Origin of the sequence: Streptomyces sp. NBC_01314, from assembly GCF_041435215.1 — a bacterium.
In the GTDB taxonomy this organism is placed as follows: Bacteria; Actinomycetota; Actinomycetes; order Streptomycetales; family Streptomycetaceae; genus Streptomyces.
The window spans coordinates 4,580,150-4,602,180 of record NZ_CP108394.1 but is presented as its reverse complement, the minus strand read 5'-3'; the positions used below and the strand labels follow the sequence as shown (position 1 = coordinate 4,602,180).

Annotated in this window: 20 protein-coding genes; 6 read left to right on the top strand and 14 right to left on the bottom strand. The window is 70.4% G+C overall.

Features of this window, described 5'->3' with window-relative positions; translation table 11 throughout:
• Positions 1 to 60 precede the first annotated feature (60 nt).
• The 9 genes from OG622_RS20180 to OG622_RS20140 all read right to left on the bottom strand — a co-directional run bounded on the left by OG622_RS20180 (position 61) and on the right by OG622_RS20140 (position 8,612).
• Positions 61 to 447: a DUF4913 domain-containing protein gene (locus tag OG622_RS20180; RefSeq protein ID WP_371577821.1), complete on the bottom strand. Its 387-nt coding sequence runs from the start codon at positions 445 to 447 to the stop codon at positions 61 to 63.
• The gene (locus tag OG622_RS20175) at positions 444 to 2,201 is read right to left on the bottom strand and encodes a type IV secretory system conjugative DNA transfer family protein (protein ID WP_371577819.1); all 1,758 of its coding nucleotides are present in this window, start codon (positions 2,199 to 2,201) and stop codon (positions 444 to 446) included. The genes OG622_RS20180 and OG622_RS20175 overlap by 4 nt, the downstream gene beginning before the upstream one ends.
• A complete protein-coding gene (locus tag OG622_RS20170) occupies positions 2,198 to 3,700 on the bottom strand; it encodes an ATP/GTP-binding protein (protein WP_371577818.1) in 1,503 nt (500 codons plus the stop codon). The genes OG622_RS20175 and OG622_RS20170 overlap by 4 nt, the downstream gene beginning before the upstream one ends.
• Complete coding sequence (locus tag OG622_RS20165; protein ID WP_371577817.1) at positions 3,697 to 5,190, bottom strand: SCO6880 family protein; 1,494 nt, start codon at positions 5,188 to 5,190, stop codon at positions 3,697 to 3,699. The genes OG622_RS20170 and OG622_RS20165 overlap by 4 nt, the downstream gene beginning before the upstream one ends.
• A 103-nt stretch (positions 5,191 to 5,293) precedes the next feature.
• Positions 5,294 to 6,481 (bottom strand): hypothetical protein, encoded by a 1,188-nt coding sequence (locus tag OG622_RS20160; RefSeq protein WP_371577816.1) that lies wholly within the window; start codon positions 6,479 to 6,481, stop codon positions 5,294 to 5,296.
• 1 nt (position 6,482) lies between these two features.
• Positions 6,483 to 7,256 (bottom strand): hypothetical protein, encoded by a 774-nt coding sequence (locus tag OG622_RS20155; RefSeq protein WP_371577815.1) that lies wholly within the window; start codon positions 7,254 to 7,256, stop codon positions 6,483 to 6,485.
• Between the two features lie 23 nt (positions 7,257 to 7,279).
• Positions 7,280 to 7,573, bottom strand: coding sequence for a hypothetical protein (locus OG622_RS20150; protein WP_371577813.1), 294 nt, complete (start codon positions 7,571 to 7,573; stop codon positions 7,280 to 7,282).
• Positions 7,574 to 7,789: 216 nt separating this feature from the next.
• A complete protein-coding gene (locus tag OG622_RS20145; RefSeq protein WP_371577811.1) occupies positions 7,790 to 8,062 on the bottom strand; it encodes a hypothetical protein in 273 nt (90 codons plus the stop codon).
• 13 nt (positions 8,063 to 8,075) lie between these two features.
• Positions 8,076 to 8,612 carry a DUF6668 family protein gene (locus tag OG622_RS20140; protein WP_371577809.1) on the bottom strand — a complete coding sequence of 179 codons (537 nt, stop codon included), beginning with the start codon at positions 8,610 to 8,612 and terminating at the stop codon, positions 8,076 to 8,078.
• A 233-nt stretch (positions 8,613 to 8,845) separates the two neighbouring features.
• On the opposite strand from OG622_RS20140, the gene OG622_RS20135 reads away from it, so the two are divergent.
• From OG622_RS20135 to OG622_RS20115, 5 genes are all read left to right on the top strand, one after another.
• Positions 8,846 to 9,832: a peptidoglycan DD-metalloendopeptidase family protein gene (locus tag OG622_RS20135; protein WP_371584154.1), complete on the top strand. Its 987-nt coding sequence runs from the start codon at positions 8,846 to 8,848 to the stop codon at positions 9,830 to 9,832.
• A 74-nt stretch (positions 9,833 to 9,906) separates the two neighbouring features.
• Positions 9,907 to 10,668: a hypothetical protein gene (locus OG622_RS20130; RefSeq protein WP_371577807.1), complete on the top strand. Its 762-nt coding sequence runs from the start codon at positions 9,907 to 9,909 to the stop codon at positions 10,666 to 10,668.
• Between the two features lie 8 nt (positions 10,669 to 10,676).
• Positions 10,677 to 11,756: a tetratricopeptide repeat protein gene (locus OG622_RS20125; RefSeq protein WP_371577806.1), complete on the top strand. Its 1,080-nt coding sequence runs from the start codon at positions 10,677 to 10,679 to the stop codon at positions 11,754 to 11,756.
• 522 nt (positions 11,757 to 12,278) lie between these two features.
• Positions 12,279 to 14,330: a hypothetical protein gene (locus OG622_RS20120; protein WP_371577804.1), complete on the top strand. Its 2,052-nt coding sequence runs from the start codon at positions 12,279 to 12,281 to the stop codon at positions 14,328 to 14,330.
• Entirely contained in the window at positions 14,320 to 14,955 is a 636-nt protein-coding gene (locus OG622_RS20115) for a hypothetical protein (RefSeq protein WP_371577802.1), read from the top strand. Before OG622_RS20120 ends, OG622_RS20115 begins: the two co-directional genes overlap by 11 nt.
• A 51-nt stretch (positions 14,956 to 15,006) precedes the next feature.
• Here OG622_RS20115 and OG622_RS20110 read toward each other — a convergent pair whose 3' ends face one another.
• The 3 genes from OG622_RS20110 to OG622_RS20100 form a co-directional block, all read right to left on the bottom strand.
• Positions 15,007 to 15,963 carry a M28 family metallopeptidase gene (locus tag OG622_RS20110; protein ID WP_371577800.1) on the bottom strand — a complete coding sequence of 319 codons (957 nt, stop codon included), beginning with the start codon at positions 15,961 to 15,963 and terminating at the stop codon, positions 15,007 to 15,009.
• Positions 15,964 to 16,081: 118 nt separating this feature from the next.
• Positions 16,082 to 17,041, bottom strand: coding sequence for an EamA family transporter RarD (gene rarD, locus OG622_RS20105; protein WP_371577798.1), 960 nt, complete (start codon positions 17,039 to 17,041; stop codon positions 16,082 to 16,084).
• Positions 17,042 to 17,311: 270 nt separating this feature from the next.
• Positions 17,312 to 18,166: an SDR family oxidoreductase gene (locus OG622_RS20100; RefSeq protein ID WP_371577796.1), complete on the bottom strand. Its 855-nt coding sequence runs from the start codon at positions 18,164 to 18,166 to the stop codon at positions 17,312 to 17,314.
• 91 nt (positions 18,167 to 18,257) lie between these two features.
• Here OG622_RS20100 and OG622_RS20095 point away from each other — a divergent pair, with 91 nt between their 5' ends.
• Positions 18,258 to 18,674: a winged helix-turn-helix transcriptional regulator gene (locus OG622_RS20095; protein WP_371577794.1), complete on the top strand. Its 417-nt coding sequence runs from the start codon at positions 18,258 to 18,260 to the stop codon at positions 18,672 to 18,674.
• Positions 18,675 to 18,800: 126 nt separating this feature from the next.
• On the opposite strand, the gene OG622_RS20090 is transcribed toward OG622_RS20095, so the two are convergent.
• Together OG622_RS20090 and OG622_RS20085 are read right to left on the bottom strand one after the other, a co-directional pair.
• Positions 18,801 to 19,925, bottom strand: coding sequence for a 2-oxoacid:ferredoxin oxidoreductase subunit beta (locus tag OG622_RS20090; protein ID WP_371577793.1), 1,125 nt, complete (start codon positions 19,923 to 19,925; stop codon positions 18,801 to 18,803).
• The gene (locus OG622_RS20085) at positions 19,918 to 21,855 is read right to left on the bottom strand and encodes a 2-oxoacid:acceptor oxidoreductase subunit alpha (protein ID WP_371577792.1); all 1,938 of its coding nucleotides are present in this window, start codon (positions 21,853 to 21,855) and stop codon (positions 19,918 to 19,920) included. The genes OG622_RS20090 and OG622_RS20085 overlap by 8 nt, the downstream gene beginning before the upstream one ends.
• Positions 21,856 to 22,031: the final 176 nt, after the last annotated feature.

The window sequence follows — 22,031 nt, the reverse complement described above, 5'->3', positions numbered from 1 at the left end:
GGCCTCGTCGGCACCGCTGCTGGGCTTCGGCGGCGGTCTCACATCGAGCGTGCTGGAACGTCAGCCGTCGTACGCCTCGACCGTCGGCGCCGCCTTCGCCCGATGGCTGCCCTGTTTGCAGCCCGCGAACGGTCCGGCGGGGGAGCGGAGTTCGGCGAGTACGGGGCCGAGGTGGTCGCGATGCCAGACGGCGGGGCCGGAGGCACCGGCCGCCGGGTCGGTGCACTCCTGCCAGGCCAGCCAGAGGGCGTGCAGCCGGGCGATCGCCTCCAGGTGCTCCCACCAGCGGGGGCACCAGGGCTGCTGCGAGGTGACCTCGCGGCCGTAGACGGGCAGGAGGAGATCCGAGACCCACAGGGCCAGGTTGCGCATCTCCTCGGCGTAGTCCTCGCCGTCCAGGTAGAGGATGAAGGGTGGCGCTCCGGCCTGATCCTGAGCAGTGGTCATCGGACGGCCTTCTCCACGGCGCGGGCGGTGATGGCCTTCACCTCGGCCTGGGCGGCGGCCTGGATGCGGTCGGCGCCCGGTTCGGCGTACCAGGGGCGGAGCCGGATCATGGCGGGTCTGATGCCGGTGGCCAGGAGCAGCGCGGTGCCCTTGGGGAGGGCGCGGATGCGGTCGGCGGGCAGGATGCGTTCCAGGCGGTAGGAGGTGGAACGGGAACGGCCGTCCCTGCTCCTGGAGTAACTGACCGTCGACACGTCGTGCTCACCGACCAGCCGGGACACCTTCTCCACGAAGTCCGCGTCGTCGAGACCGGCACCCAGCAGCTTGATGGTCGCCGCGCCCCACAGGGCGTCCATCCCGGCCTCGCCCCAGACACGTACGCCCTGGCGGTAACTCTGCAGCAGGGTCACGATGTTGATGCCGCGGGAGCCGAGGTGGGAGTAGAGGTCGGGCAGGTCGGAGATACGGCATACGTTGGCGGCCTCGTCCAGCACCGCCGTCATGGGCGGGTCGAGGCGGCCACCCATGCGCTCGGCGGCCACCACACCGGCGCGCAGCACCGAGTCGGCGGCCGCCGCGATGACACCCGCGGCCGAGCCGCCGCCGTCCTTCGACAGCAGGTACAGGGTGTCGGGGGAGAGCACGTGCTGTTCCGGCTGGAACTGCGGCAGCTGCGGGTCCGGCGTCACCCAGGCGGCGATCGCCGGGTCGAGGAGACAGGCCGCGCACTGACGGGCCGTCTCGTAGATGCCGTCCCGGGTCTCGACGGCACCCTGGATGGTGCCCTGCAACTGGTCGGCGAGGGCCGGCATGGCCGCGTCGCGCAGCAGGTCGATGGGGGTGCGGTCGGCCGGGTCGGCGAGCCATGCCAGCACTTCGTCGATGCCGCGCCCGCCGCGGTTGGCGGCGTGGAAGAGCGCCGTGAGCGTGTTCTGCGCCGCGGAGATCCAGAAGTCGCGCTTCGACGCGTCGTCGTTGACCGCGCCGACGAAATGGCCCGCGAGCCGCCTGGCGCCCTCGATGGTGGCGGCGTCGGCGAGCATGTCCCACCACATGCCGCGCGAGGTGTGTGCGATGCCCTGGGGGTCGAACACCCAGACCTGGCCGACGCGTTCGCGTTCCGCACGGGTGACGCTGTAGACGTCCGCCTTGTTGGAGGTCAGCAGGACGCTGCCCCGGGCACGCAGCACCCGGGGCACGGCGATACCCGTGGACTTGCCCGCTCGCGGCGCCATCAGGTCCAGCTCCACGTCCTCGTAGCTGGAGCGCAGTTCGGGCCCGTTGGGTTCCAGGTTGCCCAGGAGGTTTCCGGTCTCGTCCGGCTCCAGCTTGGCGGTCTTGCCCAGGGACGGGCGCAGGGAACGCGCGCGCTCGGCCGCGCCCTTGGGAAGCATGCCGGCCAGTTCCTTGCGGCCGGCGAGGCCGTCGGGGCGTTTCCCGCGGCCGCGCACGAGGATGATCAGAGTGACCATCAGGGCGACGAACACCCCGAAGACGGTGGCGATTCCGGCAGTCACCGCGCCGCTCGACGCGTCCGGCCACAGTGTCCGCGGACCGTCCTTGACCAGGGTCGCCAGAGTGTCCAGCGAGAAGGGCGGCGGGTCCCAGCCGCCGGTGGACAGCGCCGCGCCGAGCGTGCCGCCCAGCCAGGCGCCGGTGAAGAGACCACCGACGAGGAGGGCCACGCCCGGGATGATCCAGGGCAGCAGGTCGTCACCGGCGGACTGGCCCTTGCGCGTGGGGCGCGTGCTCATCTCGATGCCTCCGGCGGCTTCGCGAGGTTCAGTTTGTTCCCGGCCCACCGGGTGTTGGTGTTGTGCAGGTTGCGCTCCGTCTCCGTGATGGACACCTTGATCGGGATGCCGGGACGGCCACCGACCTTGATGAGGAAGCGACCTCGGCCCGGAGGCTCCTCGTTGCCACCGATGCTGGCCCAGCCGGGCGGCGACGACCAGGACGAGACCAGCTCGATCTCCCGCTCCGACATGCCGACGATCTCGCCCAGTTCGCGCATCTCGGTGCGCGGCAGCCCCGCGCAGACGACCATGCCGGCCCGCTCGACGAAGCCGCGCGCCTTGGCCCGGTCGGCCTCGCTGCCGAGGGCCTCCGCGTCCTTCAGCGTGTGCGTGATCTTCGCGTCACCCAGGCCGAGGGAGCGGTTGAGGCGGGTGAGGGCGTCGATGCGTTCGACGATGCCGGAGGCGGCGCGGAGCGGGCGCCACAGTTCGTCGAGGACGGTGAAGAACCAGCGCTGGGGGGCGAGCCCGGCATCCGCGAGGGCGTGGGCCGCCGCCACCGTGCCGAGGCCGTCCGACCACGCCGCGAGCATCGCCGCGGCCGTGAGCTGTGTGTCCGCCTCGCCGATACGGGAGATGTCGACGCAGACGGCCGGCGACGCGGGGTCGATACGGGTCGAGGTCTCGGTGGCGAACGTGTCGCCCAGCGGGCCGTCCAGAACGCCGAGGAGCGAGCGGTGCAGCGGGTCGACGGCCTCCTGGTAGCGGGCCTCGTTGCCGCGGTCCAGGGTCACCGCGCGGACCCGGTCGGGACCCTCGTCCAGCACGCGCAACAGGTCGGGCAGGAGCGGGGGCCGTCCTGGCTGGGTCCGCTCCGTCAGGTGGTGCAGACAGGCCGACAGCACCGACTGCTCGTGGTCGTCCATCGGCCGGCCGCGCACGATCGTGATGAGCGCGGCGACCATGTTGAGGACACGGCCGTGCGCCTCGGCGGCGAGCACCCGCCCCCGCTCGCCGCCGATCCGAGCCGCCGCCTGGCCCATGGCACCGGGGTCGAGGACGTTGATGCCGCCGACACCACGGCCGATGGAGATCACCTGGCCGCCGAGCGCCCGGACGGTGTCCGCGTAGTCCGGCTTCAGGTCGCCCAGCACCAGCGGAGTGATACCGGTCGCGCACATGCCGATCAGCATCCGGTTCACCAGCGTGGACTTGCCGAGGCCCGGCATGCCGAGCATGAAGAGGGAGGGGTTGGAGATGTAACGGGCGCGGGTGAACCAGGAGATGGGGTCGCCGCACACGGTCGCTCCGGTGTGCAGGTGCTGCCCGAGCGGTACGCCCGTCATCGGCGCGCCCGATCCGGCCGCGAACGGCCACAGCCCGCATGCCTGCACGGTGGTGGACCGCCACATCGACGGCGGGTCGACGTGGCCGACCTGGCCGCCGCCCGGCCCGAACCAGCCGCGCGATGGGGCTGTGGCGGGGCGGGGCGGCCGCTGCGGACTGCTCTTGCTCACAGTGCCTCCCTGATCTGGTACGGAACGAGGGTGTGCTCCCACGGGAGCAGACCGACGGGAAGCGTGCAGGTGAACGCCGACGCCTGCATGCGGTCGGCCGGGCGCATCAGGATGCGCGAGGACGCCTGGAGATTGCGGACGGTGATCGACGCGTCGGGCAGCTCCTGCTCGCTGTCGACGGTGACCGTCACCATCATGGAGAACTCCACGAGACCCGCACCGGAGGCCTCCTCGGCCGCCGTCTGCTCCGCCGCCCGTACCTCGGACGTGGCGCGTGCCTCCACCAGCCCGCCCCGTGAGCTCGCCATGAAGTGGGCGGAGCGACGGTCGGACTCCACGATCCGGGCGGAGGTCGCCGGGTCGATCGGCCGGTAGATCAGCGAGACCCGCTTGCGGCGGGTGCCGGGGGCAGGTTCCAACAGGCCCCGCAGCACGCCGGAACGGACGGTACCGCGCGGAGCCAGCGTCAGCATCCAGGTGCGCGAGACACCCGAGTCGTGCCGGTAGGCGTTGACGCTCTCGACCGCTGCCGCGGGGCCGGCGTCGGCCCACTCGATACCGGTCGTCGCGTTCTCGGCGCGGGCGCTGAGCACGTCCGGGGCGATGGCCGGGTCGAAGGCCACGCGCACGATCTCGGCGAGCCGTTCGGCCGACAGCGGGTACGCGGACCCGCCGCCCGCGGCGATCAGCCCGGACAGCAGACCGGGAAGCCGCATGGACAGGTCGGTGACCACGTCGTCGACGTCCCGCTTGGGGCCACCGGTAGGACCGTAGGTCAGCGCGATGTACGTGTGCATCTCGGAGGAGGCGGACGGGTAGCGCTCGACGACCTCCTCCATCACGGCGCGGGCCGCGGCGGGGGCGTCGGGCGCGATACGGGGCAGGACCTCCGCGGCGAGCCGGGTGCCGGTGTCCGGGGCTGTCTCGACGACGACCTGGGCGCCGCGCAGACCGGGCTCGTGGGACAGCCGGGCCAGCCAGTCGCCCCAGGCCGCCACCCAGACGTCGACCTGCTCGGGGTCCACCAGCGAGCCGCCGTCGGGCTCACAGGCGAGCACCACGGTGTAGAGGTTGCGGCCCGGGTGGTGGATCACGCCGAACGGGCGGTCGTAGGCGTCCCGGCCTTCGTACATCTTGGTACGGGCGAGCAGGCCGGGCGGCTGGAAGCGGCCTCCGGGGCGGTGGGAGAGCGGTCCGGAGACGTACGTGGTCGAGCCGCTCGCCTTCCGCCTCATCCAGCCGATGCGCACGGCGAGGAGCTGGTAGACGTTGCGGCCGTCCAGTGTGCGCAGAGCGAGAGGAGCGAGGAAGAGCCCCACCGGCACGAGCACGACGACGGCTGCCATGAGGGAGACCAACGAGGCCAGCAGCGCCACCAGGAGTCCGCCGAAGGCGACGACGGTACCGAGGAGGCCCAGTGGACCGAGTCCGGGGCGGCGAGGGCGCCGCCAGTTCCCGTACGTGGGACGCGTCATGGCGTCGCTGGACATGGGTTCTTCCTTCTTCCGCTTGCACGGGCTCATGGCCTGGCAGGTGAGGGACAGCCGGGCCGGGGGGTCCCCCGGCCCGGCCCGGTGTCGGGGGTTCGACGGGTTACTGGTTGTGGCCCTTCATCCCGTCGTTGTCGTCGAGGGAGTTCATGACCTCGGTGGCTGCGGCGAGTTGGGTCTGTGCGGCGACCGCGGCGACTTGCAGACCCACGGCGGCGCCACCCGTGGCGGCCCCCGCAGCGGCTGTTCCGCCTGCGGCTCCGGCGCTTCGGGCTCCCGACCCTCCGGCGGCCCCCGCACCGCCGGCCGGGCTGCCGGCGCCTGCGGACGGGGAGCCCTGCGGACCGGACGAGGCGCTTTTGCCGCCCCCGCCCCCGCCGCCCCCGCCGCCCCCCGCGATGCTGACCGCGCCGCTGGCCACGTTGTTGGCGACGTTGAGGGCGACCGTGCCGCCTGACGTGCCGCCGAGTGCCGCGGTGGCTGGGACGATCAGTTTGAGCAGGGCGGGCAGGGCGAAGACGGCCATGGCCAGCATGGCCATGCCGGCGATGACCTGGCCGAGGTCGTCGGTGTTCTGCGTCATCGAGGTGGCGGAATAGATGATCAGCGCGGCCGCCGGCTTATAGAGCAACCAGGCTGCCAGCCAGCCGACGTGCTTTTTCCACCAGCCCTCCCCCCACCCGGTCATCGAGGACACGGCTGCGAGCGGAAGGGTGCCGATCAGCATGATCATGACGCCGATGCGGATGTACATGAGACAGATCTGCACGATGGTCGAGAGCATGACGAGCAGACCGAAGATGAGCATGAGGCCCGGTTGATCCAGCACCAGGACGCCCAGGATCGTGTTGGCGGTCTCGTCGAGTTTGGCCGCCCTGTAGACGTCTCTGGCATAGGTGTCCGATGCCGCTGTGAGCGCTTGGACCACGGGGACCGCGACCGCGCCGACCAGAAGTACCTTCCACATCCCCATGAACGCGGCCTTCATGGACTGGCCTCGCCGGTCGAGGGCCATCCGGATGCAGGCCACCAGCAAAGAAGCCACGGCCACATAGCCGACCAGCCAGTTGTTCGCCTCCATGATGTTGGTCATGGCGGATCCGGCGTCGGCACCCGCGTCGACGTTGAGCCAGACACTGTTGAGCGATGCGAGAACCGATTCCGTGGCCTCGCCGATGGCCTTGGCGAAGGCCACGACGCCTCCGGCGGCGAGGGCCTCGCCGCCGGAGTTCAGGGCCCACTCCAGGCCCGCCCCGAGGCAGTCGATCACCAATGTCGTGCAGTCCGCCATGTCACGCCTCCCAGGTGACGAAGCCCGTGGTGCCGCTTACCTGTGCCATCCCGGAATAGATCGTGCCGTCCGGCTCGGGGTCGAGCTTCCAGTCGCCGTCCTGCCACCGCACGTTCACCGAAGCGGTGCCGTACACCCCCGCGCTGGGGCCGCGAATCAGGAACATCACCGTCGCCCAATCCTTGTTGTAGGCGAGCACCGAGAATCCGGAGTATCCGCTGGCGTCGGCCTTGCCCGAGGGGGACCGGTCCTTTTCCTGGGTACGGTTGGCGATCAGAGCGTCGCGTCCCTTCCCCGGAACGACCTGCCGTTCCACGACCTCGCGCCAGCCCGCGTAGCCGAGGTGGTCGGTGATGGAGTGGACGGCGAGTACCGCTCCCATCGGGGTGTGCGCGTAGCAGTACCAGACGGGGCCGTCGTATTTCAGCGGGCCCGCGGTCTTCGAGACGGGCACGAGAGTGGTGCCGTCCACCTTCCACCGGAAGTCCTTCGGGGCCTCCGTGGGCTTGTCCTGCTCGCTGTCGTCGGTGCGGCAACCCGCTGGGCGAGCATCCGCTGCTCCGCCTCCGGCCTGTGTGGTGGTCGGGCTCGGGCTCGGGGCCGGGGACGAGTCGTCGTCCACCTGCGTCTGGCTGTTGCCGCCGCCGACAAGAGCCACCGCACCCATGAAGACGAGAACCAGCAGGAAGCCGGCGGATATCATCCATCCCCGCTGCTGCCAGAACGGCTTCTCCCACTCCCCGCTGCCGCCCCGGGATCGGCCGGAGTTCAGCATGATCGAGATTCCTCTCGCTTGCTCTAGAAGACGAAGTTGACGATCGGACCGGCCGTGGCCACCAGGACGCAGCCGCCGAGAACCATGCCGAGGCGGCCCATGTGCTCGGATCCCTCTCCCCTTCGCATGGAGATCGCCATCATGGCCCCGGTGATCAGGACCCCGGCGACTCCGGCCGCGGTGCCCACCCAGGCGACAAGTCCGAGGACGGTGTCGACCTTCGCGGTGAGCTCCGGCGGCGCGTCCTTGGTCGGGTCCGGGACGCCGCCATCCGCCAGGAACACGTTGTGGGCCTTGGTTGCGAGCGAGTTGAGCATGCTTTCTCCCCGATGTGGTCGGCCCCTGTCGGCCGGTGTCTTAACTGGTGACGAAGTGAGCTTGGCGTTCCGGGCGCCGGTTCCCCAAGCGATGTAGGGAACCGGGACCCCTGAATGACATGTTCGTGACATTGCGGCGCATCATCGTCGGACGTGGCTCGGCGTCGCCTGTCGGATTCCGAGTCGACGTGATGTCCCCTCAGTTGGTGGAGCCGTTCAGCCGTTCAGCAAATAGCTGACGACCGGTCCCGCGGTGGCGCCGAGCACGCAGGCACTCATCACCATGAGGAACTCCCGCACGTGTTCGTCCCGATCGCCGTTTCGCACGGCGATCGCCATACGGATCCCGACGATCAGCAGACCCGCGACCCCCGCGGCGGTGACCAGCCAGGCCATGATGTTGAGGACATAGTCGAGGTTGGCGGTCACGCTGGGGCTGATCTCGATGGGCGGGGGTGGACCGTCATCTTTGGGTGGGGGCGTCGGCACTGGTCACTCCTCGTCAAGGCCTTTCCGGTGGACGTGGTGCGTCCGTGAGCAGCCGGCCCAACGCCGCCGTCTCGCGCGGCACGGGAGCGGTCAGGTCGCCGGTCCGCCAGGCGGGCACCCAGGGCACCCGGTGGACGTCGACGGCCGAGCCGATCACCTTGATGCGCTGGAGCAGTTGACGGGGAAGGCGTCCGGGCGCGTCCGCCACCAGGGCCACGGCGACGAGGGTGAGCCCCGGCGGGTGCTCACCGCGCCGGAAGAGGTCGAGTGTCTGTGACACCGCCAGTAGTCCGGCGGCGTGCGTACGGGCCACCAACAGGATGGAGCCCGGCTCCCCTTGATCGGGCCGGGGCCAGGAACGGCCGACGTCGACGCCGCCGAAGACGGCTGCCAGCGTCGACGTGCCCGCTCCACCGTGCACGGCCACCCAGGCCAACCGGTCCGGCACCGGCGGTACTTCCACCACGGGCGGAGATGGTGCTGGTTGCTCAGGCGTGGCGACCGGGCCCCGAAGCCAGATTTCCGGTCCGCCTGGCGTGCTCCCTTGCACCGCCGAATCTCCCCCCGTGCTGGATTAACGGATTACGGTTTGATGATCTCTGATGTCAGAGTGGCAGGTAATACCACGCGATGCCTTGGGACAAGTTCGTGACCCGGTGGTTACTTACGCGAAGGCCGTTACTTGTGAGACTCAACTGAGCGTGTCGCATGCTGACTTGAGCCCGAGGGGAGCGAATGTCGCAGAACGGGGGGAGCCCCACCACGTGGGTGGTGCTGGGCGGAGTGGCCTTGATCATATTTCCCGTGGTCATGATGGTCGGGGTGGGAGGCGACGTCGAAGCCGAGGCTCAGGGGAGCGGCGTAGGCGGCGGCCTCAACGACGGCACGGTGCCTGCCCAGTACGTCCCCTGGGTCCTCAAGGCCGGTGCGATGTGCGACGTGATCAAACCGGCCGTCATCGCGGCCCAGATCGAGGCCGAGTCGGGCTGGAACCCCAACGCCAAGTCACCGGTGGGCGCCGAGGGGCTGTCCCAGTTCATGCCGGGCACCTGGAAGACGTGGGGCAGGGACGACGACGGCAACGGCACTGTGTCGCCGTACGACCCGGGCGACGCCATCATGGCGCAGGGACGCTACGACTGCGCCCTCGCCGAGCAGGTCGAGGGGTACAAGAAGAACGGGAAGGCGTCCGGCGAGACTCTCGACCTGACGCTCGCCGCGTACAACGCCGGCCCGGGAGCCGTCGAGCAGTACGGCGGCATACCGCCGTACACCGAGACGCAGAACTACGTCGTGCGCATCAAGTCGCTCATATCCAAGTACGAGTCGGTCGACGATCCGCCGGGTGAGATCCCCGCCGGCCAGCGGATGGCCGCGCCGCTGCGCGGCAAACTGCTGATCACCTCTCCGTACGGCATGCGCATGCACCCGATCAAGCACGTCTACAAGCTGCACACGGGCATCGACTTCGGGGCACCCGCGGGTACGCCGTTCCTCGCGGCCCTGGGCGGCAAGGTGACCTTCGCCGGCTGGTCCAACGGCTACGGCAACCGTGTGGTCATCTCGCACGGCACGATCAACGGCAAGAAGATCACCACGACGTACAACCACATGTCGGCCATCGCTGTCTCCGTGGGGCAGCAGGTGAAGGTCGGCCAACGGGTCGGAGCGGTCGGCTCCACCGGCTACTCGACCGGTCCGCACGCCCACTTCGAAGTCACGGAGAATGAGAAGTACGTGGATCCGGCACCGTGGCTGGGGCTGAAGTAGTGGAAGAGGGGGACGCCATGGGGACGGCGGAGACGCGAGCGCAGGATCGGGCGTCGGAACCGGCAGGGGCGCGGATGAAGCGGTCCGGCGGACAGGCACGCGCGCAGGCGGACCGGCCGACACGACGGGCACGTTCCGGCCGCACGCTGCGCGTCGCCGTGGCCGGGCTGCTCACGTCCGCCACCGCGCTCGCCCTGCTGTCGGGATGCGGACTGCCCGATCACCGCCGGGCCGACACCGGACAGAGCGGCGGGCCGTCGGCATCGGCGCAGCCCTCGATCGCCCCCAAGGCGCCGGTGCCGTCCGGAAAACCGCTGGGCCTCGACGCGCATGTGCCCGTCCAGAGAGCCGTGGACGACAACGACGCCACCGCGGTCTCCCAGGCGTGGGCCGAGCTGGCGTACGGCTACGACACCAAGTACGACGCGAGTCCTCACGACGCCGTGCTGCGCGCGACCCGCTGGAGCACGAAGCGCAGGGCCACGATCGAGCGGTCCTACCGGGCGGCGAGCGGACCTGGGGACGACTGGATCATTTGGGCGCGGCATCAGGCCTGGACCACTGTGACGGTGAGCGTCGAGTTGGAGGACGACGCACCCAAGGACAGTGCGAAGGTCGCCTACCGCAACCTCGTCGTGGAGGGGAAGGCGCAGGGCCGGGACGGCTGGAACGGTCGCGGCCCACGGCTCAACGCCTATCTCAAGCTGGTACGTTCTGCTTCGGGCAAGGCGTGGCGTGTGGATGATGTGAACGTGGTCGAGGCTGTGGACCCACCGAGCCCGGAGAGTCCGTCGGCCTCCGCCACCGGCACCTCCACCGCCTCCTCCGCCCAGTGAGGGAAGCGATGTCCAGATTCGGTCGCGGCGAGAAGCAGCGCCACGGGAGCCGGCCCGAGTCCGGGCGGGACTCCGCGTCGGGCCTCACCCCCATCGAGGTGTACGTGCCCGCGCACGGGCAGGTCACCGTGGGGGGTCTGCCCGTCGTCGCGGGTCCCGGCGAGAGCGTTCAGGACGCGGTGCTCAACTATCTGCATCGGCTCGTCCTCGCCACGGGGCACGCGGTGAACGCGACGGTCCACGACCAGCGCATCGGGTTCAGCACTCCGCTGAGGGTCGTGGCGGACGGGTCGAGCCATTTCGCTGGCGAGCCGGTGCCGTTGGCCGGGGGCGCGGTCACGGCAGCCGTGGGGACAGCCGAAGGCCCGGGTCGGAGCGCCGCGCCGCACCAGGTGGCGGAGGTGCCGGCCCCCGCTGCGATACCCGAGCCGGGTGCTGGGCAGGCTCCCGCGGGTGTGCCCGCACCGGCTCCGCAGCCCGCTGTTCCTGTTGCTCCTGTGCTCTTTGTTCCCGTTCCCGTTGATCCCGTTGATCCCGCTGTTCCCGTCGCTCCTGAGCCCGTCACCGCACCCGCGGCCCCCGCGACACCCCACACGGCTCCAGATGCCACCACTGAATCGGTCGCCCCGTCGCTCCTCGCCGAGCCCGTGCTGCGGATCAACGAGGCCGTGCGGAGGGGCAGGATCGAGTCGGCGGCGGCGATGGCGGAGCAGAGCATCACGTCGGCGACGAAGACCCTGGGAGAAGAGCATCCCGAGGTGCTGCAGCTGCGTGAACTGGCCGCCTACATCGCGTACTTGGCGGGCGACGCGCAGCGCTCGTTCGCCTTGTCCATGGATCTCGCCAGGATACGCAGACGGCAGGGGGACGTAGGGGCCTATGTCAACGTGCAGAGCGCGGCCGCCGCGTGGCGAGCCGTGCGTGACCCGTCGCGGGGGCTGGCCATCGGCCGTGAACTGATCGACCTGTGGGGCGAGTTGGCAGCTGACGGCGGCCCGGCGGCAGCCGAGATCCAGCAACTCGAGGCAGCCCGCGCCCGCATGGGCCGCCTCACCGAACGCGTACGCGTCCGCCGGACAAGCCAATGACGCGCTGGTGAGTTGAGGCTGTGGCGTTTTCCAGACCGCTGTCTTCGCCATCCTGCCGGTCCGGGACGGAGGACAACGGCACCGCCGAGTAGAGATGAGCAGAGAAGGTGGACATGGGTGAGAGCCGTGACGACGAACCCATCTTCCGAGAGGACATCCGAGCCGAGTGGCGTGCTCTCGTCGAGTCCGGGGGAGCCCTTCCGGGATCGGGCTTGGACGCACTGAGTGCCCGTATACGGGCCACCGGAAACTGGCCGGAGGACCTCCGCTCGGCGCCGGTGATCATCGATACTCGGCAGGACCCCCGGCGCCGCGCCCTGGCGAGTACCCCGACAACCCGGGCCACCACCGCCGGGAACGAACAACTCAGGGCCGAAGCGCTGAACCGTTCGCACCGGGCCGAGCCGTGGCCGGACTTCTGGGACGTGTCTGTGACGCCATGGTGACGTTGAACCGTGAGCGAGCCGAGAGACTTGGCATCAAGCGTGGCCGGTTCCCCGGCACAGCAGAGTGAGGGAACAGATGCGTCGACCCAGCCGAGAGAAGAAGCGGGAACAGAAGCGCTCGGCGTCCTCGGCCGCCCCGGTGGCGGTACCGGTCGACGTCCACGTCCCCGCGGCCGGCCCGGGTGCGGGCGCTGCCTGGATCGGAGGCGTACCGGTCGTCGCGGCCCACGGCCAGGAGATTCAGGACGCCGTCCTTCGGCACCTCCACCGCATCGCCCTCGCGGCCGGTCACCCCGTACACGCCACGGTCCACGATGAGCGGATCGGGTACGTGGTGCCGTTGCGGGTGTGCGTGGACGGGGCCAGCCAGTACGCCGGTCAGCCGGTGCGGGTAGGAGAACCGTGGGGCGCCGCCGGGGCGGCTGCCGAGCGACAGACGGGGACCGCGGTCGCGCCCGAGGTTGTCGCCGAGCGGCCCTCGGAGCCTCCCGTCGCACCTGCGCGTCCGGAGGTCCCGCACGCACCGCGTCGCGACAGGTCGACCCATGTACTGCGTGCCGTACCGGAGTCGGCGGTGCCGGAACGAGCGGCCGAGCCCGAGGCGGCGCCTGCTCCGTGGGCCGCTGACGGGCCGCGGCACGAGTACGAGGCGCGGCACGAGTACGAGGCGCGGCACGAGTACGAGGCGCCGCCCGTGGCGAGCCCGGTAGCCGAGACGTCCGTCTCGGCCGGGATGGCCTCGCCGGAACCCGCCCCCGCTGTGCCGCCCGCACCGGAGGCGGTACCACCGGCCGTGCCGGCGGTGGCTTCCGAAGCCCCGCACGCGCAGGCGCAGTGGGGCGAATCCGAACGGGTCGCCGCCCCCGCCCCTCGGACGAGGCGGGAGCCGAGCACGATGCGGCTCTCGGCGGTGGAGCCGGTGGCCGCGGCGGAGTCCATCGCTCCCGCGGCACCTGAGCGGCCGAATCGAGAGCCCCGGACCATGCCTCTCACCGCGGCGGAACAAAGGCAGTCGGAGCCGGCGACCGGTGGTGTCGAGCCGTCGACGTTCGTCCTGCGTGCGATTCCGGAACCGAAGGGTGCCCCGCTCGCGCAGTCGCCCGGGACCCCGAGCCTCCCCCTGGACCCGCCGGGCATCACGGCAGGCGCCGACAGGACGACTCCGCCATCGTTCGGAAACCAGGACGAAGCCCCGGCATTCGGTACCGCCGCACCCCCTACGGGCGAGTTCGGCCCGCTCACCGAACCCACCTCCACCCCCGGCCCCGCGTCGGATCCCCAGCCGTGGCCGCCGAGCCAGGGTCATGGGCAGGGTGAGGGGGAGGCCGCGGTGTACGGCGGGCCTTCGGAGTCACCAGAGTCACCGGAGTCACCGGAGCCGAAGCCTTTCTCGCTGGATCCCCAGCCGTGGCCGCCGAGCCACAACCAGCCCGCCGACCCGATGCCCGCCGACCCGATGCCCGTAGTCGTCCACCCCTCGGGCCCGGCCCCCCTGCTCGCCCCTCCGGAGGAGTCCGCAACGGACTCCTACCTCGCGCCCGAATGGAGGGTCGAGGAAGAGGACCCCGGCCCCAAACCCGCTCCGGTGCGGGAGTTCGACGCGGTCGCCGAAGCCGTGCTGGAGCCGGAGGAGACGAGCGGAGGCTCGGCCTCCCTCTTCGCGGAGCCCCTGTCCCGCATCAACGAGGCCGTGAAACTCGGCCGTATCCAGGAGGCCGCGGAGATGGCCGAGGAGACGGTCGCCCGGGCGAAGACCACGCTGGGCCCGCAGCACCCCGAGGTACTGAGGCTCCGCGAACTGACCGCCTACATCGCCTACCTGGCCGGCGACGCCCTCCGTTCCTTCCACCTCTCCCTCGACCTGGCCGTCCTCCGCCACCGCCTGCGCGACCAGCGTGCCGCGTACGGCAACATCCAGAGCGCGGCGGCTGCCTGGCGCGCGGTCCGCGACCCGCTCCAGGGCCTGCACCTGGGCCGCGACCTGATCGCTGTCTGGACCGACCTCGCAGCCGACGCCGGCCCGGCCGCCGACGACCTGGAACAGCTGGAAAAGGCCCGCACCCGCATGACCCGCCTCACCGACCGGGCCCGCGCCCTCGACTCCACCCCCTACGCCCATGGCCAGTGACCATCACGGACCACGAGAACTGGAAGCCCGGCGGCTCGTCGGAGCCGGGCAGAGCGCCGAGCCCGGGTCGGCCGCCGGAGCCGCCCGCCGCCGCTCCCTGGGCTCGCCCGTCGACACCGCCCGCCGTCCACGGGTCGAGGTCTACGTCAACGAGCTCACCGGCACGATGAGTTGGCGCACCGTCGAGCAGCCGATGAGTGGCGGGGGCCGGCGGCAGCACCAAGGAGCCGACCGCCGTGTCCCGGAAGCGGCCCCTTGGAACGCCCGCGCAGCAGCCCTGCGTTCCGCCGGCCTGGACCCCTCCCGTGCACCCGCGCAGGGCGCCGCCCCGATTCCGACGCACCCCGCGGCCGTACGGGCCGCTCTGGGTGCCGACGTCGCCTCGCTCAGCCCGGAACAGCGGCAGAGCCACCTGGCCCGGCTCGGCGCCCTCCGTTCCGGAGCGGCCGCCGATCTCGCCCACGGCACCCGGATGCCCACCTCGGTCGCGTCCCGCCTCAGGTCGACGAGCGTGACCCCGGCCCACGCCCATGCCCTCGCGGCGGACCGCACCTCGGTGATCACCCGCACGCGGGTGCCCGCCGTACCGCAGGGGCCGGGACCGGCCGCGGGCCCACGCCGCTGACCGATCCCGGAACCCCACCACCTGAAGCTCTGCCTACGAGAGGCGCCGCTCCTACTCCGACAACTCCCACACCGCGTACGCCAGCGCATCCCCGTTCCGGTCGAGCGCCGTGTCGTTGATGTTGGACGTGGTGTCGCAGGAGGAGTGGTAGCAGCGGTCGAAGGCCTGGCCGGACGTGCCGCCCCACTTCGCGACCTGCGCGGCCGTCTTCGCGCGGCTCGCGCCCGTGAAGAGGCCGCCGACGGGGACGCCCGCGCTCTTGAAGGGCGCGTGGTCGGAGCGGCCGTCGCCCTCGGTCTCGATCTCGGTCGCGACACCGATCCCCGTGAAGTAGTCCTTGAAGGTCTGCTCGATGACCGGGTCGTCGTCGTAGACGAAGTACCCGGGGTTCGGCGAACCGATCATGTCGAAGTTGAGGTACCCGCTGATGCGGGCCCGGTTCGCGGTGGACAGGTTGTTGACGTAGTAGCGGGAGCCGACGAGGCCCAGCTCCTCCGCGCCCCACCAGGCGAACCGCAGGTGCTTGGTGGGCTGGTAGTTCGTGCGGGAGACGGTCAGCGCCGCCTCCAGTACGGCGGCGGAACCCGAGCCGTTGTCGTTGATGCCGGCACCCGAGGTGACACTGTCCAGATGTGAACCGGCCATGACAACCTGATTCGTGTCGCCGCCGGGCCAGTCCGCGATCAGGTTGTAGCCGGTGCGGCCGCCGGACGTGAAGGACTGGGTGGTGGTGACGAAGCCCGCCGCGTCGAGCTTGCCCTTCACGTAGTTCAGGGACGCGGTGTACCCGGCGCGGCCGTGGGCTCTGTTGCCGCCGTTGGCCGTGGCGATGGACTGCAACTGGGTCAGATGGGCCTTGACGTTGGCCACGGGGAGATCGGGCGCGGCGGCGATCGTCGCGTCGGGGGCGGGGGCCGCCCCGGCTATGGACCCGGTGGTGAACAGCGTGGCCACCGCGACGGCGGCGGCGACGGCGGTGCGTCCCGCGGCTGGAACAGAGAGCTTCATAGTGGGGGCTCCGAATTCCATGGGGTCCCCCTGGACGACACTGTTGATGTGTCCATGGCAAACCCGGTGAATGAGGTGCCTGGATGGTGCTGGCGGGACTGACTCTCCGTCAAGGGCGCTATTTGGTCAGCGGGGTTCGCGCCTCGGAGATCTCGGTGACGGTGGTCAGCTCCTCCAGCCGCCTCCGCGCCACCCGTGCCGTCCGCAGCGCGTCCCAGGTCAGCAGCGACAGCGCCAGCCACACCAGCGCGAACCCGGCCCACCGCTCGGGCGGCATGGCCTCACCGAAGTAGAGAACCCCCAGCAGGAACTGGAACACCGGCGCCAGGTACTGCAACAGCCCCAGCGTGGACAGCGGCACCCGGATCGCGGCCGCCCCGAAGCAGACCAGCGGCAGCGCGGTCACCAGTCCGGTCGCCGCGAGGAGCAGGACGTGCCCCGTCCCGTGCGCGCCGAAGGTGGCGTCCCCCCGCGACCCCAGCCACAGCAGATAGGCCAGCGCGGGCAGGAACTGGATCGCGGTCTCCGCGGCGAGCGACTCGACGCCGCCCAGGTTGACCTTCTTCTTCACGAGCCCGTACGTGGCGAAGGAGAAGGCGAGGCAGAGGGAGATCCACGGCGGCCGCCCGTACCCGATCGTGAGGACGAGAACGGCCGCGAAACCGACGCCGACCGCCGTCCACTGGACGGGCCGCAGCCGTTCCTTCAGCAGCAGGACACCCATGGCGATGGTGACGAGCGGGTTGATGAAGTACCCGAGGGAGGCCTCGACCACCTGGTGGGCGTTCACGGCCCAGATGTACACGCCCCAGTTGACGGTGATCACCGCCGCCGCGACCGTGACCAGGGCGAGCCTGCGCGGCTGCCGCAGCAGTTCACCGGCCCAGGACCAGCGCCGCAGCACCAACAGTGCGACGCCGACGACCGCGAGGGACCAGACCATGCGGTGGGCGAGTATCTCCATCGCACCGGAGGGCTTCAGCAGGGGCCAGAAGAGCGGGACGATCCCCCACATCCCGTACGCGGCGAAACCGTTCAGCAGCCCTATCCGGTGTTCGCCCCTCGGCTGCGCCGCCACGGCCTCTCCTTCTCGCCCGGCCGCGCCACCGCGACCCCCGAACCCTCAGCCCTCCCGAAGGTAATGCCGAGCACCCCCGGCTGTCATGCCCGTATCGGGATACGGTCATGACGGCCGGGGGTGGCCCCGTCGAGGGGGTTCGGGGTCGGGGTCCGGGGCGCGCGGCCCCGAGGCTCAGGAATGCGACCCGACGGATCAGTCCTTCGGTGCCGACGTGCTTCGGCTCGGCGGATCAGCCCTTTCGCCGCCACCGTGATCGAGTCCGGCGGGTCAGCTCTTCAGTGCCACCGCGATCGAGTCCGCGATCGGCGTGGTCGGGCGGCCGATGAGGCGGGAGAGGTCGCCGGAGGCGACGACCAGCTCGCCCTTCTCGGCGGACGCGTCCACGCCCGCGAGGATCGCGGCCAGCGGCTCGGGGAGCCCGACGCCGGCCAGGATGCCGGTGAGGACCTCGACGGAGACGGCGTTGTTCGCTATCTCCTTGCCGGTCTGCTTGCTCAGCTCGGCCGCGTACTCGGCGAAGCTCCAGGCGACGTCGCCGCCGAGCTCGTACGTCTTGTTCTCGTGGCCCTCACCGGTCAGCACGGCGACCGCGGCGGCCGCGTAGTCCGCGCGGGTCGCGGAGGAGACCCGACCCTCGCCGGCGGCGTGCGTGACGGCGCTGTACTCCAGCACCGGCGCGAGCTGCTCGGTGTAGTTCTCGTGGTACCAGCCGTTGCGCAGCAGGGCGTACGGCAGACCGGAGGCGAGCAGCGCCTCCTCCGTGCCCCGGTGGGCGTTCGCGAGCGCGGCCGTCAGGCTGCCCGGCGCGCTGGTGTACGCGAGGAGCGCGACCCCGGCCGCCTTGGCGGCGTCGATCACGACCCGGTGCTGGCCCACTCGGTCGGCACCGACCTCGCTGCTGGAGATCAGCAGCACCTTGTCACCGGCGGCCAGGACGCCGTCGAAGGTCTCGGGGGTGTTGTAGTCGGCGACGGCGATCTTCACACCGCGCGCGGCGAACCCGGCGGCCTTCTCCTCGCTGCGGACGACGGCCGTGATCTGCTCGGCCGGGACCTTCTCCAGCAGCCCCTCGATGACGAACTTGCCGAGGTGTCCGGTCGCTCCGGTGACGATGATGCTCATGGTGAAACTCCTCCAGGGGGGCGGGTGCGCCACTAACCCTAGGGTGTGCACTAACTCTGCGAAAGTACCCACTTTGAAGTAAGGTACTGGCATGGCCGTAAGTAAGGTGTCGACGCAGCCCGACAGCAAGTACGACATGAACGGCGAGGGCATGTGCCCCCACCGCCTCATCCTTGAGCACGTCACCAGCCGCTGGGGTGTCCTCGTCCTGATCGCGCTGCTGGAGCGGCCGTACCGCTTCAGCGAGCTGCGCCGGGCCATCGGCCGCGTCAGCGAGAAGATGCTCACCCAGACCCTCCAGACCCTGGAGCGCGACGGCCTCGTCCACCGCGACGCCAAGCCCGTCATCCCGCCCCGCGTCGACTACTCCCTGACCGACCTCGGCCGCGAGGCGGCCGAACAGGTACGCGCCCTGGCGAGCTGGACCAAGGACCGCATGGACGACGTACAGGAGGCCCGGCAGGCGTACGACGCGGCCCGGCAGGCGTACGACGAGGCCCGGGCCTGAATCAGACCCGGGCCCCGAGGGACAGCCATACGCACCAGACCGCTGTCGAACCCTCAGCCGTCCGTTCTCAGTCGTCCGTTCTCAGTTGTCCGTCCTCAGTCGGCCGCTGTGTCGAACCGTCCGCCCTCAGCCGACGACCGTCCACGTGTCCCCGCCCGCCAGCAGCGCAGACAGGTCGCCCTTGCCGAACTGCTCGATGGCGGAGTCGAGTTGGTCGGCCATCTGGGTGTCGTAGACGGGCCGTCGGACGGACCGCAGGACACCGATCGGGGTGTGATGCAGGGTGTCCGGGTCGGCAAGCCGCGACAGCGCGAACGCGGTGGTCGGGGACGCGGCATGCGCGTCGTGGACCAGGACCCGCGACTCGTTCTCGGGCGTGACGGTGACGACCCGCAGATCACCCGTCGCCTCGTCCCGTACGACCCCCCGCGCGCCTCCCCCACTCTCGGCTGCGCTCGAGCGGGAGGTGCCCCCAGCCCCGAACCGGATCTGCTCGCCGTGCTCCAGCCGGATCACGGCCTCCTCCGCCTGCTGCCGGTCCTTGAGGACCTCGAAGGCGTTGTCGTTGAAGATGTTGCAGTTCTGGTAGATCTCCACCAGGGCCGTACCGGGGTGGGCCGCGGCCTGCCGCAGCACCTCCGTCAGGTGCTTGCGGTCGGAGTCGACGGTCCGCGCCACGAACGACGCCTCCGCCCCGATCGCCAGCGACACCGGGTTGAAGGGCGCGTCCAGCGACCCCATGGGCGTCGACTTGGTGATCTTCCCGACCTCGGAGGTGGGGCTGTACTGGCCCTTCGTCAGACCATAGATGCGGTTGTTGAAGAGCAGGATCTTCAGGTTCACATTGCGCCGCAGGGCGTGGATCAGGTGATTCCCGCCGATGGACAGCGCGTCGCCGTCACCGGTCACCACCCACACGGACAGGTCGCGCCGCGAGGTGGCGAGCCCGGTCGCGATGGCCGGCGCCCGTCCGTGGATCGAATGCATCCCGTACGTGTCCATGTAGTACGGGAAGCGGGACGAACAGCCGATGCCCGAGACGAAGACGATGTTCTCCTTCGCCAGGCCCAGTTCGGGCATGAAGCCCTGGACGGCGGCGAGGATCGCGTAGTCACCGCAGCCGGGGCACCAGCGCACTTCCTGGTCGGACTTGAAGTCCTTCATGGACTGCCGGGCCGTGGCCTTGGGCACGAGGGAGAGCGCCTCGATCGTGCTGCCCGCACCCGAGCCTTCCGTGGACCTCTCAGCCATCGATGGCCTCCTTGAGAGCCGTGGCGAGCTGCTCCGCCTTGAACGGCATGCCGTTCACCTGGTTGTACGAGTGGGCGTCGACCAGGTACTTCGCCCGGATGAGCATGGCGAGCTGCCCGAGGTTCATCTCGGGGACCACCACCTTGTCGTAACGCCTCAGCACCGCACCCAGATTTCGAGGGAAGGGGTTGAGGTGCCGCAGATGGGCCTGCGCGATGGACTCCCCGGCCGTACGCAGCCGCCGTACCGCCGCAGTGATCGGCCCGTACGTCGAGCCCCAGCCCAGCACCAGGGTCCGGGCCTCGTGCGGGTCGTCGACCTCGACATCGGGTACGTCGATGCCGTCGATCTTCGCCTGCCGGGTCCGCACCATGAAGTCGTGGTTGGCCGGGTCGTACGAGATGTTGCCCGTGCCGTCCTGCTTCTCGATGCCACCGATCCGGTGTTCGAGCCCCGGAGTGCCCGGGATCGCCCAGGGGCGGGCGAGGGTCTCCGGGTCGCGCTTGTAGGGCCAGAAGACCTCGGTGCCGTCGTCGAGGGTGTGGTTGGGTCCCTGGGTGAACTGCACGGTCAGATCCGGTAGTTCGTCGGTCTCCGGGATGCGCCAGGGCTCACTGCCGTTGGCCAGATAACCGTCCGACAGCAGGAAGACGGGCGTGCGATACGTCAGCGCGATCCGCGCTGCCTCGATGGCCGCGTCGAAACAGTCGGCCGGAGTGCGCGGCGCGACGACCGGCACCGGTGCCTCTCCGTTCCTGCCGAACATCGCCTGGAGCAGATCCGCCTGCTCGGTCTTGGTGGGCAGGCCGGTGGACGGCCCGCCGCGCTGGATGTCGATGACGAGCAGCGGCAGTTCGAGCGAGACGGCGAGCCCGATGGTCTCCGACTTGAGCGCCACACCCGGACCGGAGGTCGTCGTGACCGCGAGAGACCCCCCGAACGCGGCCCCCAACGCGGCCCCGATGCCCGCGATCTCGTCCTCGGCCTGGAAGGTCCGCACACCGAAGTTCTTGTGCCGGCTCAGCTCGTGCAGGATGTCCGAGGCCGGCGTGATCGGGTACGAGCCCAGGTAGAGCGGCAGATCCGCCTGCCGGGAGGCCGCGATCAGCCCGTACGACAGCGCCAGGTTCCCGGAGATGTTCCGGTACGTACCGACGGGAAAGGCGGCGGAGGCCGGCGCGACCTCATAGCTGACCGCGAAGTCCTCGGTCGTCTCACCGAAGTTCCACCCGGCGCGGAAGGCGGCGAGGTTGGCGGCCGCGATCTCGGGCTTCTTGGCGAACTTGGCCGCCAGGAACTTCTCGGTGCCCTCGGTCGGCCGGTGGTACATCCACGACAGGAGACCGAGCGCGAACATGTTCTTGCTTCGCTCGGCCTCCTTGCGACTGAGGTCGAATTCCTTGAGGGCCTCGACGGTGAGGGTGGTCAGCGGCACCGGATGGACGCTGTATCCGTCCAGCGACCCGTCCTCCAGCGGGTTGGTCGCGTAACCGACCTTCTGCATCGCCCGTTTGGTGAACTCGTCCGTGTTGACGATGATCTCCGCGCCGCGCGGCACGTCACCGATGTTCGCCTTCAGCGCGGCCGGGTTCATGGCGACGAGCACGTTGGGCGCGTCACCCGGGGTGAGGATGTCGTGGTCGGCGAAGTGCAGCTGGAAGCTGGACACACCCGGGAGGGTGCCGGCGGGGGCGCGGATCTCGGCGGGGAAGTTCGGCAGGGTGGAGAGGTCGTTACCGAAGGACGCGGTCTCGGACGTGAAGCGGTCGCCGGTGAGCTGCATCCCGTCACCGGAGTCCCCGGCGAACCGAATGATCACCCGATCGAGCCGGCGGACGTCCTTCGTCCCCGCCGGTTTGCGCTGTTCCCTCAGTTCTCCCAGAGCGGCCTCGTCGGCCTGCTCCGCTGGGCTGCTGACCTGGCTGGTCACTGAACTGGACCTCCCTTTGGGCGGCTGTCCGGGAACGGCCGTCCCGCCGGCCCTCCCAAGACCAACCCTACGTCGGCGAGGGTGGCCTTCCCTCGACCTTTCGCCTGATGGACATTGCTTCGAGACTCCCACTCACCCTGACTTGTCATGATTTACCAGCCCCTGTCGCTTCCTTC

Coding starts and splice junctions, on each gene's coding strand:
- OG622_RS20150 (WP_371577813.1), bottom strand. CDS start 7,573: ATGCTCAACTCGCTCGCAACCAAGGCCCACAACGTGTTCCTGGCGGAT.
- OG622_RS20115 (WP_371577802.1), top strand. CDS start 14,320: ATGGCCAGTGACCATCACGGACCACGAGAACTGGAAGCCCGGCGGCTC.
- OG622_RS20180 (WP_371577821.1), bottom strand. CDS start 447: ATGACCACTGCTCAGGATCAGGCCGGAGCGCCACCCTTCATCCTCTAC.
- OG622_RS20155 (WP_371577815.1), bottom strand. CDS start 7,256: ATGCTGAACTCCGGCCGATCCCGGGGCGGCAGCGGGGAGTGGGAGAAG.
- OG622_RS20165 (WP_371577817.1), bottom strand. CDS start 5,190: ATGTCCAGCGACGCCATGACGCGTCCCACGTACGGGAACTGGCGGCGC.
- OG622_RS20175 (WP_371577819.1), bottom strand. CDS start 2,201: ATGAGCACGCGCCCCACGCGCAAGGGCCAGTCCGCCGGTGACGACCTG.
- OG622_RS20090 (WP_371577793.1), bottom strand. CDS start 19,925: ATGGCTGAGAGGTCCACGGAAGGCTCGGGTGCGGGCAGCACGATCGAG.
- OG622_RS20100 (WP_371577796.1), bottom strand. CDS start 18,166: ATGAGCATCATCGTCACCGGAGCGACCGGACACCTCGGCAAGTTCGTC.
- OG622_RS20160 (WP_371577816.1), bottom strand. CDS start 6,481: ATGGCGGACTGCACGACATTGGTGATCGACTGCCTCGGGGCGGGCCTG.
- OG622_RS20120 (WP_371577804.1), top strand. CDS start 12,279: ATGCGTCGACCCAGCCGAGAGAAGAAGCGGGAACAGAAGCGCTCGGCG.
- OG622_RS20130 (WP_371577807.1), top strand. CDS start 9,907: ATGAAGCGGTCCGGCGGACAGGCACGCGCGCAGGCGGACCGGCCGACA.
- OG622_RS20095 (WP_371577794.1), top strand. CDS start 18,258: ATGGCCGTAAGTAAGGTGTCGACGCAGCCCGACAGCAAGTACGACATG.
- OG622_RS20125 (WP_371577806.1), top strand. CDS start 10,677: ATGTCCAGATTCGGTCGCGGCGAGAAGCAGCGCCACGGGAGCCGGCCC.
- OG622_RS20110 (WP_371577800.1), bottom strand. CDS start 15,963: ATGAAGCTCTCTGTTCCAGCCGCGGGACGCACCGCCGTCGCCGCCGCC.